The organism is Streptomyces sp. NRRL F-6492 (assembly GCF_001280125.1).
In the GTDB taxonomy this organism is placed as follows: Bacteria; Actinomycetota; Actinomycetes; order Streptomycetales; family Streptomycetaceae; genus Streptomyces.
On record NZ_LGEG01000080.1, the window covers coordinates 85,146 to 102,236 of the forward strand.

General features: G+C 77.1%; 18 protein-coding genes and 1 pseudogene. 13 read left to right on the forward strand and 6 right to left on the reverse strand.

All coding sequences use genetic code 11. From position 1 onward, the window contains the following. Positions 1–22 precede the first annotated feature (22 nt). The gene (locus ADL08_RS09220; protein WP_053641582.1) at positions 23–373 is read left to right on the forward strand and encodes a hypothetical protein; all 351 of its coding nucleotides are present in this window, start codon (positions 23–25) and stop codon (positions 371–373) included. A gap of 98 nt (positions 374–471) precedes the next feature. Continuing rightward, on the forward strand, positions 472–1,074 hold the full coding sequence (locus ADL08_RS09225) for a GNAT family N-acetyltransferase (protein ID WP_078968255.1): 603 nt from the start codon (positions 472–474) through the stop codon (positions 1,072–1,074). A gap of 13 nt (positions 1,075–1,087) precedes the next feature. Here ADL08_RS09225 and ADL08_RS09230 read toward each other — a convergent pair whose 3' ends face one another. Continuing rightward, a complete protein-coding gene (locus ADL08_RS09230) occupies positions 1,088–1,420 on the reverse strand; it encodes a DUF6204 family protein (RefSeq protein WP_053641584.1) in 333 nt (110 codons plus the stop codon). Between the two features lie 191 nt (positions 1,421–1,611). Between ADL08_RS09230 and ADL08_RS09235 the strand changes: the two genes are divergently transcribed. Then, positions 1,612–3,573, forward strand: coding sequence for a DUF5107 domain-containing protein (locus ADL08_RS09235; protein ID WP_053641585.1), 1,962 nt, complete (start codon positions 1,612–1,614; stop codon positions 3,571–3,573). A 133-nt stretch (positions 3,574–3,706) separates the two neighbouring features. On the opposite strand, the gene ADL08_RS09240 is transcribed toward ADL08_RS09235, so the two are convergent. Then, positions 3,707–4,543 carry a methyltransferase domain-containing protein gene (locus ADL08_RS09240; protein WP_053641586.1) on the reverse strand — a complete coding sequence of 279 codons (837 nt, stop codon included), beginning with the start codon at positions 4,541–4,543 and terminating at the stop codon, positions 3,707–3,709. Between the two features lie 90 nt (positions 4,544–4,633). Beyond that, positions 4,634–5,164: a GNAT family N-acetyltransferase gene (locus tag ADL08_RS09245; protein WP_053641587.1), complete on the reverse strand. Its 531-nt coding sequence runs from the start codon at positions 5,162–5,164 to the stop codon at positions 4,634–4,636. A gap of 196 nt (positions 5,165–5,360) precedes the next feature. On the opposite strand from ADL08_RS09245, the gene ADL08_RS09250 reads away from it, so the two are divergent. The 3 genes from ADL08_RS09250 to ADL08_RS09260 all read left to right on the forward strand — a co-directional run bounded on the left by ADL08_RS09250 (position 5,361) and on the right by ADL08_RS09260 (position 9,096). Beyond that, positions 5,361–6,599, forward strand: a complete 1,239-nt coding sequence (locus ADL08_RS09250; RefSeq protein WP_078968256.1) for a sulfite oxidase — start codon at positions 5,361–5,363, stop codon at positions 6,597–6,599. Positions 6,600–6,773: 174 nt separating this feature from the next. Continuing rightward, positions 6,774–8,006, forward strand: a complete 1,233-nt coding sequence (locus ADL08_RS09255) for an aminotransferase class I/II-fold pyridoxal phosphate-dependent enzyme (RefSeq protein ID WP_053641588.1) — start codon at positions 6,774–6,776, stop codon at positions 8,004–8,006. Between the two features lie 67 nt (positions 8,007–8,073). Beyond that, on the forward strand, positions 8,074–9,096 hold the full coding sequence (locus ADL08_RS09260; RefSeq protein WP_078968257.1) for an MBL fold metallo-hydrolase: 1,023 nt from the start codon (positions 8,074–8,076) through the stop codon (positions 9,094–9,096). 123 nt (positions 9,097–9,219) lie between these two features. Here ADL08_RS09260 and ADL08_RS09265 read toward each other — a convergent pair. After that, a pseudogene (locus tag ADL08_RS09265) lies at positions 9,220–9,816 on the reverse strand (DedA family protein); the annotation flags it as partial. A 29-nt stretch (positions 9,817–9,845) separates the two neighbouring features. Beyond that, a complete protein-coding gene (locus tag ADL08_RS09270; protein WP_053641591.1) occupies positions 9,846–10,619 on the reverse strand; it encodes an MBL fold metallo-hydrolase in 774 nt (257 codons plus the stop codon). A 121-nt stretch (positions 10,620–10,740) separates the two neighbouring features. Here ADL08_RS09270 and ADL08_RS09275 point away from each other — a divergent pair, with 121 nt between their 5' ends. From ADL08_RS09275 to ADL08_RS09290, 5 genes are all read left to right on the forward strand, one after another. Beyond that, positions 10,741–11,145 (forward strand): recombinase family protein, encoded by a 405-nt coding sequence (locus tag ADL08_RS09275; RefSeq protein ID WP_053641592.1) that lies wholly within the window; start codon positions 10,741–10,743, stop codon positions 11,143–11,145. A 222-nt stretch (positions 11,146–11,367) separates the two neighbouring features. Then, complete coding sequence (locus ADL08_RS09280; protein ID WP_234352069.1) at positions 11,368–13,503, forward strand: phage holin family protein; 2,136 nt, start codon at positions 11,368–11,370, stop codon at positions 13,501–13,503. A 139-nt stretch (positions 13,504–13,642) separates the two neighbouring features. Further along, positions 13,643–14,020, forward strand: a complete 378-nt coding sequence (locus ADL08_RS09285; protein WP_053641593.1) for a hypothetical protein — start codon at positions 13,643–13,645, stop codon at positions 14,018–14,020. 59 nt (positions 14,021–14,079) lie between these two features. Continuing rightward, positions 14,080–14,232, forward strand: a complete 153-nt coding sequence (locus ADL08_RS37125) for a hypothetical protein (protein ID WP_159043095.1) — start codon at positions 14,080–14,082, stop codon at positions 14,230–14,232. 376 nt (positions 14,233–14,608) lie between these two features. Beyond that, the gene (locus ADL08_RS09290; protein WP_053641594.1) at positions 14,609–15,025 is read left to right on the forward strand and encodes a hypothetical protein; all 417 of its coding nucleotides are present in this window, start codon (positions 14,609–14,611) and stop codon (positions 15,023–15,025) included. Here ADL08_RS09290 and ADL08_RS09295 read toward each other — a convergent pair. Further along, entirely contained in the window at positions 15,015–15,842 is an 828-nt protein-coding gene (locus ADL08_RS09295; protein WP_053641595.1) for a helix-turn-helix domain-containing protein, read from the reverse strand. The genes ADL08_RS09290 and ADL08_RS09295 overlap by 11 nt on opposite strands. A gap of 117 nt (positions 15,843–15,959) precedes the next feature. Here ADL08_RS09295 and ADL08_RS09300 point away from each other — a divergent pair, with 117 nt between their 5' ends. Then, positions 15,960–16,265 (forward strand): 4a-hydroxytetrahydrobiopterin dehydratase, encoded by a 306-nt coding sequence (locus ADL08_RS09300; protein ID WP_053641596.1) that lies wholly within the window; start codon positions 15,960–15,962, stop codon positions 16,263–16,265. 50 nt (positions 16,266–16,315) lie between these two features. Next, positions 16,316–17,050 carry a class I SAM-dependent methyltransferase gene (locus ADL08_RS09305; protein ID WP_053641612.1) on the forward strand — a complete coding sequence of 245 codons (735 nt, stop codon included), beginning with the start codon at positions 16,316–16,318 and terminating at the stop codon, positions 17,048–17,050. The last annotated feature ends 41 nt before the right edge of the window (positions 17,051–17,091 follow it).

The following is a 17,091-nucleotide window of genomic DNA, read 5'->3' on the forward strand; positions in this document are numbered from 1 at the left end:
CCCGGCCCGGCGGGAGGCGGAGGTGAGGCGGGCCGCCGCCGTCGGGGCGGTCGCCCTCCTCGCGCTCGCGGCCGTCGCGGCGACCTCGGCGGAGGAGACCGCCGGGGCCGGGGACGAGCCGGGGAGACGGACGGTGCCGGACTTCCTGGGCCTGGGCCTGTGGCGGGTCTTCACCCGCCTCGACCGCCGGACCCGGCTCGACGTCCACGACGTGAGCGGCCGGGACCGGCGGGTGCTCTGGCCGTCGCGCTGGCTGGTCTGCACCCAGTACCCGGCGCCGGGCGCGGACCTCGACCGGCGGACCACCGTCATGATCGGTGTCGTCCGCAGGGGCGAGACCTGCCCGCCCCGCGTCCGCACGGCCCGCCGCTGAGGGGTTCCGCACGGGGTGGTCCGCCGTCGACCGGTTCCGCGTGTCCGTACGCACGCCGTCGACCGGCCCCGTACGGGCGGCCCGCATAACCTGGCCTCATGTCCGACGCCCCAGGACCCGACGCCCCCGGCCCGTACCCCTACGTCCCAGGACCCGACGCCCCCGGCCCGTACCTCGCCGCAGGCCCCCGCGTGGGCCTGCGGCCCTTCTCGGCCGCCGACGCCGGCGAGTTCACCGCCCGGGCCCGCGAGAGCCGGGAGCTGCACCGGCCCTGGCTGTTCCCGCCGTGCACGCCCGAGGCGTACGCCGCCTACTCCGGGGCGCTCCTCGGCGACCCGGCGCGCGCCGGTTTCCTGGTGTGCGAGCGCGGAGAGGGCGGCCGGATCGCCGGATTCGTCAACATCAACAACATCGTCCGCGGCGCCTTCCGCAGCGGGGCCCTCGGCTACGGCGCCTTCGCGCACGCCGCCGGGCGCGGTCTGCTCACCGAGGCCCTGGGCCTGGTCGTGGAGTACGCCTTCGGGCCCCTCGAACTGCACCGCCTGGAGGCGAACGTCCAGCCCGGCAACGCCGCCTCCCGCGCCCTCGTCCGCCGCGCGGGCTTCCGTCTGGAGGGCTTCTCGCCCGCGATGCTGTTCATCGACGGCGCCTGGCGCGACCACGAACGCTGGGCGGTCACGGCCCCGGAACCGGCGGCGTGAACGCGCGACGGCCTCAGCGCTTGCGGTTGATCTTCATCGTGTCGAGGTCCGTCACGGTCGAGCGCAGCCCCTCGTACCCGTGCCCCAGCTCCTTGAGCGCCGTCTCCACCCGGTCCTCCGCGAGCGCGCCCGCCATCTCCTCGCCGTCCTCGGCGTCGGAGACCACGACCAGACGGTACGAGAAGTGCTTCAGCGTCCGGTCGTAGGTCAGCGAACCCTCCTCCGTGAACCGCATCGCCGTCAGTCCGTGGTCGTCCGCCTCGGCGAGCAGCCGGGACCGGCTCTCCTCCGACAGACCGCCGAACGTACCGCGCACGATGACCCGGTAGGTGTGCTGCGTGCCCATTCCTCGTACTCCCTGCGCCACGGGTGCCCCTGCTCCCCGGCCCGCCACGGTGGCGCGCCGACCCGTCACCGTACGACGCCGGGCCCCCGCGCCGCCCGGAATATCCGGCCGCGCCGCCCCGGGCCCCCTCTCCCCGGCCCGGACGTGGAGAACCCCTGGTCAGGACGGATCGCACCGTGTTCCATGGGGCGATGACGACCGTACGACGTGCCGTACTGACGCTGCCCGCGGCCCCGCTGGGACCGGACAACCCCCTTCCCGCCCTGCGCGCCCCCGCCCGCGCCGGGGCGCACGCCGTCGACGCGCGGACCCTCGCCGGGCTCCCGCGCGACATGGCCCGGGGCATCGGCCGGGCGCCGCTGCGCAGCCTCCTGCCCGTCCCCGTGCGCGACGGCTACGGCCGCGACCGCGTCCCCACGGACCTCGACACGATCGTGATCGAGAACGACCGCCTCCGGGTGACCGTCCTCCCCGGCCTCGGCGGCCGGATCCACTCCCTCCACCACAAGCCCACCGGCCGCGAGCTCGTCCACCGCAACCCCGTCCTCCAGCCCGCCGCCTTCGCGCTCAACGGCGCCTGGTTCGCCGGCGGCGTCGAGTGGAACGTCGGCGCCACCGGCCACACCGCCCTCTCCTGCTCGCCCCTGCACGCGGCGACCGTCCGCGCCCCCGACGGCGGCCCGATGCTCCGCCTGTGGGAGTGGGAGCGGCTGCGCGACCTGCCCTTCCAGGTCGACCTGTGGCTCCCCGAGGACTCCGACTTCCTGTACGCCGGCATCCGGATCCGCAACCCCCACGAGCGCCCCGCCCCCGTCTACTGGTGGTCCAACACCGCCGTCCCCGAGGACCGGCGGATCCTCGCGCCCGCCGACGCGGCCTGGCACCACGGCTACGAACGCGGCCTGGACCGCGTGCCCGTACCCGCCGGCGACGACGGCACCGACCGTACGCACCCGCTGAACAGCGTCCACGCGGCCGACTGGTTCTACGACCTCCCGGACGGGCAGCGGCGCTGGATCGCCGCCCTCGACGCGGACGGCACCGGGCTCGTCCAGACCTCCACCGACGCCCTGCGCGGCCGCAAGCTCTTCGTCTGGGGCACCGGGCGCGGCGGCCGCCGCTGGCAGGAGTGGCTGACGGAACCCGGCGCCCCCGGCTACGCCGAGATCCAGGCCGGACTCGCCCGCACCCAGCTCGAACACCTGGAGCTGCCGGGGGAGGCGGAGTTCAGCTGGCTGGAGGCGTACGGCCCGCTCGCCGCCGACCCCGCCGCCGCGCTCGGCGACGACTGGACGGCGGCCCGTACGGACGTCGAACGGGCCCTGGACGGTGCCCTGCCCCGTACCGCCGTCGACGCCGCGTACACCGCCTGGCGGGAGCACGCCGCCGACGCCGCGCCGGAGACGGTCCTCGCGGCCGGGTCCGGCTGGGGAGCCCTCGAAGTCCTGCGCGGAGGGTACGAGCTGCCCGGCACGCCCTTCCCCGGGTCGACGCTCGGCCCGGAGCAGGAACCGTGGCGCGAACTCCTGCGCACCGGCGTCCTGCCGCCCCCGGCGAAGGGCGCGGGGCCCGGCGCGCCGCTCGTCTCCGCCCCCTGGCGCGACATGCTGGAGACCGCCCCGGCCGACCCCTCCACCGAGTACCACCTCGGCATCGCCCAGTGGCACGCCGGGGACCGCGCCCAGGCGGTGCGGAGCTGGGAACGGGGACTGCGCGGGGCCGAGGCGTCCTGGCCGCTGCTGTACTGCCTGGCCGTGGCCGACCGGGAGGACGGGCACCCGGAGCGGGCCGCCGAGCGGTTCGCCGAGGCCTTCGCCGACCACGCGCACCCGGACGGGGGAGGAGCGGCGACCGCCGCCGCCCTCGGCCGCGAGGCCGTGGCGGCGCTGCTCGCCACCGGCCGGACCGACCGGGCCCGGCAGCTGTGGACGCGCCTTCCGGAGGAGGTGCGGGGGAGGGGCGCGTTCCGGCTCCTGGAGGCCCGCCTCCTCCTCGCGGAGGGGCGGCCGGACGCGGCCCGCGCCGTCTTCGACGAGGGCTTCGAGGTGGCGGACCTGGGCGAGGGCGCCGAGACGCTCGGCGAGCTCTGGGCGCGGCTCACCGACGAACCCCTGCCGGACGCCTACGAGTTCCGCATGCGCCCGAACCCGTGAGGGGCGGCCGGGCGCGGGGCGAGCCCGAACCCGTGAGGGGCGGCCGGGCTCCGGCCGGGTCCGGACCCGTGAGGGCTGATCGCCTTCCGGACGCGTCCGACGACCCCGTGACCCGGGGCGGTGGTGGCGGCCGTCAGGACACCCGGCACAGGATCTCGCCGTGCGGGACCATGAACCAGGCGTCCTCCCGCCCGCCCCACTCCCGCCAGGCCTCCGCGATCGCCGCCAGCTCCCCGGCGGTCGCGTGGCCGCCGGAGACGGCCAGGCCGGCGTAGTCGGAGGCGGTCGTGCGGTCCGCCCACAGGCCGCTCCACCAGGCCCGCTCCCCGGGGGTGGCGAAGCACCAGGTGCCGGCCGTCGTCGTGATCTCCGTGAAGCCGGCCCGCCGGGCCCAGGAGAACAGGCGCCGTCCCGCGTCCGGTTCGCCGCCGTTGGCGCGGGCGACCCGGTGGTAGAGGTCCAGCCACCCGTCCAGGGCGGGCGCCTCGGGGAACCAGGCGAAGGCCCCGTAGTCGCTGTCCCGGGCCGCGACGATCCCGCCGGGGCGGCACACCCGCCGCATCTCGCGCAGCGCCCGGACCGGGTCCCCGACGTGCTGGAGCACCTGGTGGGCGTGGACGACGTCGAAGGAGTCGTCGGGGAAGTCCAGGGCGTGGACGTCGGCCACGGCGAACCGGACGTTCTCCAGGCCGCGTCCGGCCGCGACGGCGCGGGCCTTCGTCAGCACGTCCTCGGCCGCGTCGACGCCGGTCACGCGGCCCGGCGCGACCCGCGCGGCCAGGTCGGCGGTGATGGTGCCGGGCCCGCAGCCGACGTCCAGGACGTCCAGGCCCGGCCGCAGTTCGGGCAGCAGGTAGGCCGCGGAGTTGGCGGCGGTCCGCCAGCTGTGCGAGCGCAGGACCGACTCGTGGTGGCCGTGGGTGTAGACGGCGGTGTCGTGGGCCGCGGGCGGTACGGAGGCGTGCGTCATGGAACCGACTCCCTCGGTGTGGGTGCGTGCCCTCACGGTAGGCGCCCCGGCCGCATGATGAGACCTGCGTCTTGCGATGTGGACAGCACCTCAATCCAACAGGTCCTTCCGGTAACGGAGTTCCTCCAGGACCCGGCCGCCCGTCTCCTCCCGTACGGTCGCGCCGTCCGCCCGCCAGCCCGCCGCCCCGTAGAACCTCCGGGCCCGCTCGTTCCCCGCGAACACCCACAGGGCCGCCGAGCGGAAGCCGGCCGCCACGAGCGCCCCGGTGGTCGCGGACAGCAGCGCCCGCCCCACCCCCGCGCCCCAGACCTCCGGCAGGGCGTACAGCGCGGCCAGTTCGGCCGTGGGCGCGGGAGCGAACCCCTCGCCCGGCCACGGGCGGAAGCAGGAGAAGGCGACCGGCCGGCCGTCCCCGTCCCGCCCCGGTTCCGTCGCGAGCAGCACGGTGGGCCGGTCCGGCGCCGTGAGGCGGGCGCGCCACGCGGCGGCGCGCTCCTCCACGTCCAGGGCCGCCAGGTACGGGCCGGGGAGCAGATCGCGGTAGGCGGCCCGCCAGGACAGCACGTGCACGGAGGCGAGGGCGGCCGCGTCCCCGGGGAGCGCTTCACGTATCGACATGCCGCATTCTGCGCCGGGCCCCGCCCGGACGTCCTCGCGTTTTCGGGTCGGCGCCCCGGCTCGGCCTCGCGTCTGCCAGGCCTCCACCGGCCTTCCATGACAGGCGTATGAACGGGCCGTACGAAGGTGTCCCGTGCCCCTAGGATCGGCGCGCCGCCGTCCGGTCGCCCCCTTCCCCGTCCCACCGAGGAGACCCGTGCCGTACTCGCCCGTGCCCGCCCGACGCTCCCTGCTGAAGCTGCTCGCCGCGAGCCCGGCGGCGTCCGCCCTCGGCGGGCTCGCCGCCGCGGACCCCGCGCACGCGGCGTCCACCACCGCCCTCGCGCGGGCGGCGGTCGCGGCCGGGCCCACCGCGCCCGGGATCGTCAAGGCGCTGCCCGCCGAGCACTTCACCGTCCGGGGCACCAACGCCGAGGCACGGTTCGACGCCTTCGCGGACACCGGCCACCTCACCCCCGCCGACCGCTTCTTCGTCCGCAACCACACCTCCACCCCCGTCCTCGACGCCCGCGACTGGCGCCTGACGCTCTGGGGCGACGGGCTCCACGGCCGCGGCCCCGTCCACTTCACCTACGGGCAGCTGCGCGACCTGCCGTCCGTCACCCGGACGGCCCTCATCGAGTGCGCGGGGAACGGCCGCAGCCTCTACACCAGCCAGCAGGGCGAGACCGTCACCGGCACCGCCTGGACCCTGGGCGCCGTCGGGGCCGCCCGCTGGCGCGGCGTCCGCCTCGCCGACGTCCTCCGGCGCGCCGGGATCGCCCGCGACGCCGTCGCCGTCCAGCCGCGCGGCCTCGACGACCCGTACGTATCCGGCGGCGTCGACCACGGCCGGGTGCGCCGCCCGCTGCCGCTCGCCAAGGCCCTGGACGACGTGATCCTCGCGTACGAGATGAACGGCGAACCCCTCCCGTACGACCACGGTCACCCCGTCCGGCTCGTCGTGCCCTCCTGGATCGGCATCGCCTCCATCAAGTGGCTCGGCGACATCGAGGTCTCCACCCGCCCGCTGACCTCGCCCTGGTCCACCGACTGGTACCGGCTCTTCGGCGACGCCCACCCCGAGGGCGGCAGCGCCCCGCTCGGCCGCCAGACCCTCAAGTCCGGCTACCAGCTCCCCTCCGGCGCCACCCTGGAGGCGGGCAGGGTCCACCGGCTCACCGGCCGCGCCTGGTCCGCCCTCGCCCCCGTCCGGAAGGTCGAGGTCTCCACCGACGGCGGCGCCCGCTGGCGCCCGGCCCAGCTCCACGACGCCCCCCGGCGCGACGGCTGGGTCCGCTGGAGCGCCCCGTGGCGCCCGCACCGCCCCGGGCAGGCCACCCTGCTCTCCCGCACCACCGACGCCGCCGGCAACGTCCAGCCCGAGCGGGCCGTCCACAACACCCAGGGCTACCTCTTCGACGCGGTCGTGCGCCACCCCGTCACCGTCGCCTGAACCGCGCCCGGGGCGGCCCGCGCACCGCCCCGGCCCGGCGCCCGGCCCGTCCCCGGAACAGCGTTCGGCCCGTCCCCGGACCGCCTCCACGAGCGGCGGAAACGCCCGAGACTCCGTATAAAGGGCACGAGGGTGCCGTGCCCGGCGCCCCCGTGCGCTCAGGAGGTACGGGACATGCCGCAGAAGGCTCCGGAAGGGCGCGGCCCGGTGCGCCACGGTCCCCCCGCCCCCGACACCGGCCTGCCCGTCCCGCCCGTGCTCGCCGGCCTCCTCTCCGCCGCCGCCGGACGCACCGGCCCCGAGCCGCCCGGCGGCGGACCCGTCCTGCGCGAGGCCGCCGCCGGACACTGGTGGCGCCGGGGCCTGCGCACCCACCCCGAGGACGTGGTGGCCGCCCCCGGCGCCCCCGCCCTGCTCCTGGCACTCGTGGCCGCCCACGGCGGCGACCTCCTGCTGCCCCGCCCCTGCCCCGCCTGGTGGACCCCGCAGGCCCGGCTCCTCGGCCGCCCCGCGTACCACGTGCCCACCCCCGCCGAATGCGGCGGCGTCCCCGACCCGTACGCCCTCCTGGAGACCGTCCGGCGGGTCCGCGCCGAGGGCGGCGACCCCCGCGTCCTGCTGCTCTCCGTCGCCGACGACCCCACCGGCACCGTCGCCCCGCCCGAACTCCTCCGCGAGGCCTGCGAGGCCGCCGTCGCCGAGGGCCTCCACGTCGTCAGCGACGAGACCTGGCGCGACACCCTCCACGACCCGCACGGCACCGTGCTCGTCAGCCCCGCCGAGATGTGCCCGGACGACGTCACCGTCCTCAGCGACCTCGGCGGCGCGCTCACCCCCGCCGCCTGGCCCTGCGCCGTCGCCCGCTTCCCGCCCGCCGATCCGGCCCGCGCCGACCGCTGGACCGACCCCCGGGCCCGCGTCCTCGACGTCCTCACCGCCCTCGGCTCCGTCGTCCCCGGCCCCGTGGCCCCCGCCGTCGCCCACGCCCTCGACGAACCCGAGGACGTCATCGCACCGGCCCGGCGGGCGGCCGCCGTCCACGGGCGCCTCGCCGCCGCCGCCCACCACGCGGTCCTCGCCGTCGGCGGCCTCTCCCTGCCCCCGCAGGCCGGCCGCCACCTCTACGCCGACCTCGGGCCGCTGCGGGCCGGTCTCGCCGCCCGGGGCGTCACCGACTCCCCGGAACTGGAGGACCTCCTCACCGGGCGGCTCGGCGCCCCGGCGGTCGGCGGGCACCGCTTCGACGACGAACTCGGCGCACTGCGGGTCCGGTTCGGCACGCGCATGTTCCTGGGGACCACGGGGGAGGAGCGGACCGAAGCCCTGGCGGCCGAGGACCCCCTGGAGCTTCCCCGGGTGGTCCGGGCCCTCGCGGACTTCGGCGCGGCACTGGAGGAACTCCGGTGACCCGCGCCCCCGTCCGCCGCCGCCCCACGAGCCCGCCATGAAGCGCCGAGCGGAACGGAGCACACAGATGACCGAACGGACGGCAGCCGCCCCGTACGAAACCGACCGTGCCACGGTCCCCGCATCCCTCCTCCAGCCCGTCGGCCGGGTGCGGAACGACTGGCCGCGCACCTTCGTCGACCGGCTGACCACCCCCCTCCCCGGCGTCCGGTCCATGGCCCGCTTCGCCCGCGAAGGAGCCGTGCGCCCCCGCCCCGAGGGCCTCCGCGACGTCCCCCTGCTCCCCTTCGAGCCAGGCCCGCTCCCGCCCGCGGGACCCGACACCCTCGCCGTCACCTGGGCCGGGCACGCCAGCTGGGTGGTGCGCGTCGGCGGCCTCACCGTCCTCACCGACCCGGTCTGGTCCCGTCGCATCCTCGGCACCCCCGCCCGGCTCACCCCCGTCGGCATCCGCTGGGAGGACCTGCCGCCCGTCGACGCCGTCGTCATCAGCCACAACCACTTCGACCACCTCGACGCCCCCACCCTGAAGCGGCTGCCCCGGGACACCCCCGTCTTCGTCCCGGCCGGCCTCGGCCAGTGGTTCACCCGCCGCCGCTTCAGCCGGGTCACCGAGCTCGACTGGTGGGAGGCGGCCGAACTCGACGGCGTCCGCTTCGACTTCGTCCCCGCCCACCACTGGTCCAAGCGCACCCTCCTGGACACCTGTCGCTCCCTGTGGGGCGGCTGGGTGCTCACCGACCGCTCCGGGCACCGCGTGTACTTCGCCGGGGACACCGGATACGGCCACTGGTTCGCCGAGATCGGCCGCCGCCACCCCGGCATCGACCTGGCGCTGCTCCCGATCGGCGCCTACGACCCGCGCTGGTGGCTCCGCGACGTCCACACCGACCCCGAGGAGGCCGTCCAGGCCCATCGCGACCTGGGGGCCCGGCGGATGGCGCCCATGCACTGGGCCACCTTCGTGCTCTCCTCCGAGCCGGTCCTCGAACCGCTCACCCGGGTCAGGGCCGCCTGGGAGAAGGCCGGCCTCGCCCGCGAGGACCTGTGGGACCTGCCGATCGGCGGCTCACGGGTGCTCGTGCCCTGAGCCGGAACCGGAGGGGGAGCCCGAGGCGGAGCCGGAATCGGGCCCCGGGCCGGAGTTCGGGCCGGAGCCCGGTCCCGGACCGGATTCCGCGCCACCCGGCGCCCCGGCGGCCGGGGCGCCCGAGCGCGTCCCCCGCGCCCGCCGCCACAGCGACGGGACCGCGCCGACGAGCACCGTCAGACCCACCGCCGCCACCACCCCCTGCCACGGCTCCGGGAAGAGCGAACCGCCCAGGATCCCGATCAGCTGGTATGTCGCCGCCCACGCCAGACAGGCCGCCACGTCCCCCCGGACGAACCGGCGCAGCGGCATCTCCGCGAGCAGGCACGCCAGCATCACCGGTATCCGGCCCGCCGGCACCAGCCGGGACAGGACGAGCACCGGCACCTGGTGCGTGTCGAGCCGCTCCCGCGCGTGCGCGAGCCGCTCCGGCGTGACCCGGTTCTCCAGCGCTGCCAGCCACCGCGAGCCCTTGTCGGAGTGCACCCCGCGCCGCCCCAGCCAGTACAGCGCCGCGTCCCCCAGGCACGCGGCGAACGCCGCCACCAGGAAGACGAAGAGCAGCGACAGCGGCGAGGTCTGGTGGAAGGCCACCACCGCCGCCGAGCTGACGATCGCGCCCGTCGGCACCACCGGCACCAGCGCGCCGAGCGCCACCAGCAGGAACAGCGAGGGATAGCCGACCGCCTGCTGCGTGGACTCCGGCGGCAGCTCGCGCACCGCCGTGAGGAACCGGGCGATCCCGTCGATCACCGGGCGACCTCCGGCCGCACCCGCTCGCCGTGCCCGAGCAGGTGCACCGCCACCTTCGGCGCCAGGCGCGCCGAGTGCCGTACGAATTCGTCCCCCGGGGAGTGGAACTCGTGCGGCCGGACCCCGTCGAGCCCGATCGGCCAGTACGTGCCGTAGTGCACCGGCACCGCCGCCGCCGGCGACAGCTCCGCGAGCGCCTCGGCGGCCCGGCCCGCGTCCAGATGGCCGGGCCCCAGGTACGGCCCCCAGCCGCCGACCGGCAGCAGCGCCACGTCCACCGGGCCCACCGCCTCCGCCATGCCGTCGAAGAGACCGGTGTCCCCGGCGAAGTACGTCCGCGCCTCGCCCTCGACGACGTAGCCGAGCGCCGGCGCGCGGCGCGGCCCCACGGGCAGCCGCCGTCCGTCGTGCAGTGCGGGGACGGCCCGCACGGTCACGCCCTCCACCGTCACCGTGTCGCCCGCCTCGACCTCGGTGAGCCGCAGCCCGGTCCGCGCCAGCCTGCGCAGCCCCGGCACGGCGGCGGGGGCCCCGCGCGGCACCAGGAGCCGCGTCCCGGGCGCGAGCCGCGCGAGCGACGGCAGATGGAGGTGGTCGGAGTGCAGGTGCGAGACGAGGACGGCGTCGGCGGCCGCGGCCTCGGGCGGCGGCGGGGCGCCGCGGCGGCGCCGCAGATGGGCGAGCCGCCGCGCGAACAGCGGATCGGTGAGGAAGCGGACCCCGGAGTCCTCGACCGTGCAGGTCGCGTGACCCCACCAGGTGACCTCCACCGCGTGCCGCCTTCCGTCCGTTCCGTACCCCCGCACCCTCCGTACCCCCGTAACGAGGGTAGATGTCCGGAGCGCGCCCCGGAGGATGTTCGCCCGCTCCTTCGCGCAGTAGGGTCCCTCCATGGACGACGTTCGGGTGGCGGCGATCGCCAGCCTCACCCCGCTCGAAGAGCTCGACAGCGAACCCTTCCTCGTCGACACGCGCGGCCAGCACGCGGTGTGCGCGCGCTGGGCCGAGGACCGGGGGTACGTGATCGCCAGCCAGTTGCTGTTCTACGGCATCCGGCCCGACCACGAGGCGCTGTGGGCGGACGTGGAGGCGGGCGCGGTCGACCTCTTCGTCGCGGCCAGCGAACGGGTCCTGGCCCGCGCGCTGACCTCCGTGACCGGCTTCCGCGCCGAGTGCGAGCGGCGCGGGGTGCGCCTGGAGACGGTCTGCCCCGAGGAGCCGGTGTACGACACGGCGGCCAGGGCCGGGGTGCACCGGCGGCTCTCGATGCCCACCGCCGGGTACCACGGCTCCTGAGACGCTCCTCCGCGCCCCGCCACCCGTTCCCCTCCCCTCCCGCCGTGGGCCTTGTGACAGGCTGGGGTCGGAGAACGGACGAAGGGCGAGGCGGGCGTGGGTGACGGGCGAGGGGGTGGCGCCGACCGCCGGGGGTCCGCCGGAAGCGGGCGGCCGCCGGGAGACCGGCGGTCCGCGGGGCGCTGGAGGTCCACCGGGCGCGCGCTGGGGCGCGTGATCGTGGTGTGGGCGGTGTCCACGCTCACCCTGCTCCTCCTCGCGGGGCTGCTCCCCGACTTCCAGCTCCAGTCCCCCGACGGGGACAGCCTCACCCGCACCGCGATCACCGCCGCCTGGGCGGCGGGCGCCTTCGGCCTGCTCGGCGCCCTCGTGTGGCCGCTCCTCGTCCGGGCCCTGCTGCTCGTCCCGGCCCTCGTCCTCGGCCTGCTCGGCTTCTTCCTCAACGGCTCGCTGCTGCTCGTCGCGCTCTGGGTCACCCCCGACGGGCGCGGCGCCGCCGACCCCGAGACCGCCGTCGTGGTCGCGGCCGTCATGTCCGCCGTCGCCTCCGCCACCTCCACGGGCCTCGCCGTCCGCGACGACGACGCCTACCGGAGCCGCCTCTACCGGCTCACCGGCCGCACCCGGCCCCGCGACCCCGGCGACTCGACGGAGACCGTCCCCGGCACCGTCTTCCTCCAGCTCGACGGCGTCGGCCACCGCGTGCTGCGCGACGCCGTCGCCGGCGGCCTCATGCCGACCGTCGCCGCCTGGCTGGCGGCCGGCCACCGGCTCACCCCCTGGCACACCGACTGGTCCAGCCAGACCGGCGCCAGCCAGCTCGGCATCCTGCACGGCTCCAACGAGGACGTGCCCGCCTTCCGCTGGTACGAGAAGGACACCGGCCGGATCATGGTGTCGAACCGCCCGGCCGGCGCCGTCGAGCTCCAGCGGCGGGCGGTGCGGCGCACCGGCGACGGCGGACTCCTCACCTTCGACGGGGCCTCCCGGGGCAACCTCTTCAGCGGCGGCGCCGAACAGGTCGCCCTCGTCCTGTCGGTGGCCGCCCGGCGCGGCCGGCGCAACCGCTCCCGGGCCGGCTACTTCGCGTACTTCTCCGACCCGGCCAACGCGGTCCGCACCGCCGGGTCGTTCGTCACCGAGTGCGTCCGCGAGGTGTGCCAGTCCGCGCGGGCGCGCCTGCGCCACGAGACCCCGAGGCTCTCGCGCGGCGGCACGTACCCCCTCGTCCGCGCCTTCGCGACCGTCCTGGAGCGGGACGTGGTGGTCTCGGCCGTGATGGGGGACATGCTGGCGGGACGGACCGCCGTCTACGCCGACCTCGTGGCGTACGACGAGGTGGCCCACCACTCCGGCCCGCACGGCCGGGACGCCGAGCAGGTGCTGCGCAGCCTCGACCGCTCGATCGCGCTGATCGCGGACGTCGCCGGACACGCCCCGCGCCCCTACCGGATCGTGCTCCTCTCCGACCACGGGCAGAGCCCCGGCGAGACCTTCGAGGCGGTGTACGGCCTGACGCTCAAGGACCTGGTCAGGGCCGGGTGCGGGCTGCCCGTGCCGCGCCGGGTACGGCGCACCCGCTCCGGTTCGGAGGCGCGGGACGCGGCCAGGGACGCGCTGCGCAGCGCGCTGCACCGCCCGGTCGACGAGGGCGACGAGACGGCGCGCGAGCTGCCCGCCAAGCCCTCCGAACCGGTGGTCCTCGCCTCCGGCAACCTCGGGCTCGTCTCCTTCCCCGACGTGCCGCACCGGATGACCCGGGAGGAGATCGACCGGCGCCACCCGGCCCTGCTCCGCACCCTCGCCCACCACCCGGGCGTCGGCTTCGTCCTCGTGGCGAGCGCCGAGCACGGCTCGGTGGTCCTGGCCGGGGACGGGACCGAGGTCCCGGTCGCCGAGCTGACCGACGACGGGCCGCTGGCCGTGTTCGGGCGGGGCGCGGCGCGGGCCGTGCGGCGCACGGACGGCTTCCCGCACGTCGCGGACATCATGGTCAACTCCATGTACGACCCGGAGACCGGCGCCGTGCACGCCTTCGAGGAGCAGATCGGCTCGCACGGCGGCCTCGGCGGCGAGCAGTCGCACCCCTTCCTGCTCTCACCGCCGGAACTCTCGCCGCCGGCGGGGGAGGGGGAGGAGCTGTTCGGCGCGGAACAGGTCCACCGGGTACTGCGCCGCTGGCTGCGGGAGTCCTCGGGCCCGCAGGTACCCGTGGAGCCCCCGGAGGCGGTGGAGGCCCCGCCGGCCCCGGAACGGCCGGGCCCGCGCCCTCCGGCCGACGGCTCGGTGCACGACCCGGCCGAAGGCCCTGTCCGCGACCCGGCCCACGGACCGGCCGTGCGGGACGAGAAGCGCTGATCCGGCTGCCGGGGCCGCGAGCGCCGATCCGCCCGTGACCGCCGGGGCGGTGAATCCCGGGCGTCGCGCGTAGGCCGCCCGGGCGGATCTCGGGCCACGGGCGCCGCGCCGGGACCCGTGCGGGGCAGTACGGATCTCCGTGAGCCCCGCGCCCGAGCCGACCGCAGCGCCCGCCGCCCCGGCGGGCCGCCGGGCGCGTCCGGGCCGCCACCGCTGGGTCGTCCTCCTGCTCGTGCTCGCCGCGCTGTTCGGCACCGGGGCCCCGGCCCCGCCCTCCGGCACCTCCCCGCTCCCCGCCGCGGCCGCCGCACCGGCCTCCGACCCGGTCGGCGAGACCCACGACCAGGCCGCCGACACCGCGTTCCCCGGCCGTACGCGACGGCACCGCACCGGCCTGCGCCCCACCGGGCCCCGGCCGCGACCCGCCGCGCGCCCGGGACACCGCCGGAACCCGCTCTCCGCCCCCGTGCCCGCCCCGCGCGGGGACGCGCTCCGGTGCGTGGTGATGCGCTGCTGAGCGGCCCTCGCGCCCCGGCAGTCCCCCCATCATCCCTTCGCACCGCGAGGAGCTCCGCCATGCCCGTCGATCCGTTCGCCGTCCTCCACGCCCTGATGCGTGCCGAGGCCTCCCGGGCCCAGCGCGCCGACCGCGCCGCGCCCGAACCCGGCGCCCCGGCGCCCACCCCCGCTCAGGAACCCCCCGCGTCCCGGAGCGAACCCGTCCGCTGACACCCGGGAACGGCCCGGCGCGGGCCACGGCGACATCCGACGCGCGGACCGGTGCCCGGAGGCACGAGGACGATCCGACGCCCTCGGCCGACCGGGACACCGGCCCCCGGCCGGTCCGCCGGACCCGCGTCCGGCCCGGGCCCCGAAACCGCCCGCCCCACCGCCCTCCACCGCGCCCCGAGACCGGCCTCGCGCCCTTGTTCGGGAGCGCCCGGCCGCGTACGGCACGGCCCCCGGCGCCCGCCGCATTACCTCCCACGTCATCGACCCCCCGCCCGCCGCCCGGCATGCTCGTGAGCACCGGAACCCGGGCGGCGCACTCCGTCCGGGCTCCGGGCCCACCACCAGCACGTACGTCCCCGGAAGGTGATCCGCCATGTCCCAGGGCCTGTCCGCCGGTCCCGCCCGCGCCGCCCGCCCGCACACGGCGGTGCGCCGCTTCCTCGCCCTCGACGCCGCCGTCACCGGGGCCAACGGCCTCGCCTACGCCGTCGCCTCCCGCCCCCTCGGCGAACTCCTCGGGATCGACGCGGGCCTGCTGCTCGGACTCGGCCTGTTCCTGGTCGTGTTCGCGGCCGGGGTCGCCCGGCTCGCGAGCCGCCCGCAGCCCCCGGCGCCCGCCGTGAAGCTCGTCGTCGACGCCAACCTCCTGTGGGCCGTCCTGAGCGTCGTCGCCCTGCTGGCCTGGCTGGAGCCGACCACCGCCGGCCTGGTGTGGACACCGCTCCAGGCGGCCACCGTCGCCGGATTCGCCGTGCTCCAGTGGACCGCCCTGCGGGCCGTCAGCCGCTAGCGGACTCCTCGTCGGCCTCCGCGAGCTCCCGCAGACGGGCGGCCGTCTCCGGGTCCGCCGGGATCAGCGTCTCGATGGCCAGCTCGGCGACCGTCACGTCCATCGGGGTGTTGAACGTCGAGATCGACGACACGAACGACAGCACCCGCCCCTCGTGCTCGATCCGCATCGGCAGCGCGAAGTACGGATACGGATCCTCCTCCTCCGGCTCGTCCACCGACCCGGCGGGCAGCGGATACGCCGCCACCTCCTCGTACAGCGCGCGCAGCGACTCCGAACGGGCCAGGGCGATCTGACGCCCCATCTGGGACAGCAGATGGCCCCGCCACTCCCGCAGGTTCCGGATCCGGGCCGCCAGGCCCTCCGGGTGCAGGGCGATCCGCATCGTGTTCAGCGGCGGGGTCAGCAGGTGCTCGGGCAGCCCGTCGAGCAGCAGCCGCACGCCCCGGTTGGCCGCCACCACCGTGTACGAGCCGTCCACCACGAGCGCCGGATACGGCTCGTACCCCCTCAGCAGCCGCTCGACGCCCTCCCGGAGCGCCTCCAGGCGCGGGGCGTCGAGCGGCGACTCCGTGTACCGGGGGGCGTAACCGGCGGCGAGCAGCAGCGCGTTCCGGTCCCGCACCGGCACCTCCAGGTGCTCGGCGAGCCGCAGGACCATCTCCTCGCTCGGCCGCGAACGGCCCGTCTCCACGAACGAGACGTGCCGCGCCGAGGAGCCCGCGCGCAGCGCCAGCTCCAACTGGCTCAGCCGGCGCCGCTCCCGCCATTCGCGCAGCAGCGGCCCCACTCCCGTGTCGCTCGCGACAGTCGTCATGGCCAGACGGTATCCCAGAGGGGGAGCCCGGGTACCTTTCCCCGGAACCCCCGCGCACCCCGACCGTCCGCCCGTCATCCGTGCCGCCCGCGCAGCCCGACCGGAGGGAGCACCGCCGTGCCCGCAGAACCGCTGTCCCAGAAGGAGATCGAGGACCGTCTGAGGGAACTCCCCGGCTGGTCCGTCGAGGACGACCGCCTCACCCGCGCCTACCGGCTCGGCGACCACTTCGCGGCGACCGCCCTCGTCGTCCACGTGGCACAGATCCAGCAGGAGCTGGACCACCACTCCGACCTGACCCTCGGATACGACTCCGTCGCCCTCTCCGTGCACACCCACTCCGCGGGCGGCGCCCTCACCGGAAAGGACTTCGAACTGGCCGAACGCGTCGAGCGGATCGCCCCCGGCCACGGCGCCCGCTGACCCGCCGCCGGCCCGGCGGGGCCCGTAGGATCTCCGCCATGGCGGAGACCGTGCTCGACTACGAGGCCGAGGCAGCGCACTACGACCGCACCCGGGGCGGCGCGCCCCGGGCCGGGGCGGCGGCCGAGGCCGTCCTGCGGCTCGTGCCGCCCGGCGCCCGCACCCTGCTCGACCTGGCCTGCGGCACCGGCCTCGTCACCGAGCGGCTCGTCCGCCCCGGCCTGCGCGTGTACGGGGCCGACGCCGCGCACGCGATGCTGCGGGTCGCCGCCGGGCGGGTGCCGGGCCGGGCCGTGCGCGCCGACGCCCGGCGCCTTCCGCTGCCCGACGCCTCCCTCGACGCGGTCTGCGCGGTCTGGCTGCTCCACCTCGTCCCCTTCGCGGCGGACGTGGTCGCCGAGGCCGCCCGCGTCCTGCGGCCCGGCGGGGTCCTGATCACCACCGTCGACAAGGACGCGGCCCACGACGTCGGCAGCGACGTCGACGCGGTCCTGCGCCCCCACCGCTCGACCGGGGAGGCCTCCGACCGCGCCGACCTGATCGCCCGGTACGCCGCCGCCCACGGCCTCGCCCCCGCCCCCGGCGCCCGCTTCACCGGCCACGGCCAGGGCAGCACCCCGCGCGACACCGTACGGAAGCTGCGCGCGGGCTACTTCGCCTCCTGGTTCCGCGGCGACCCGGCCGTCGCCGACGCGCTCGCCGCCGCCCTGGCCGCCCTGCCGGACCAGGACCGCCGCCGCCCCGACCCCCGCTACCGGCTGGCCTCCTTCGTCAGGCGGAGCTGACCCCGGCCCCTCCCGCGCCGACCGGATCCGCGAGGACGCCG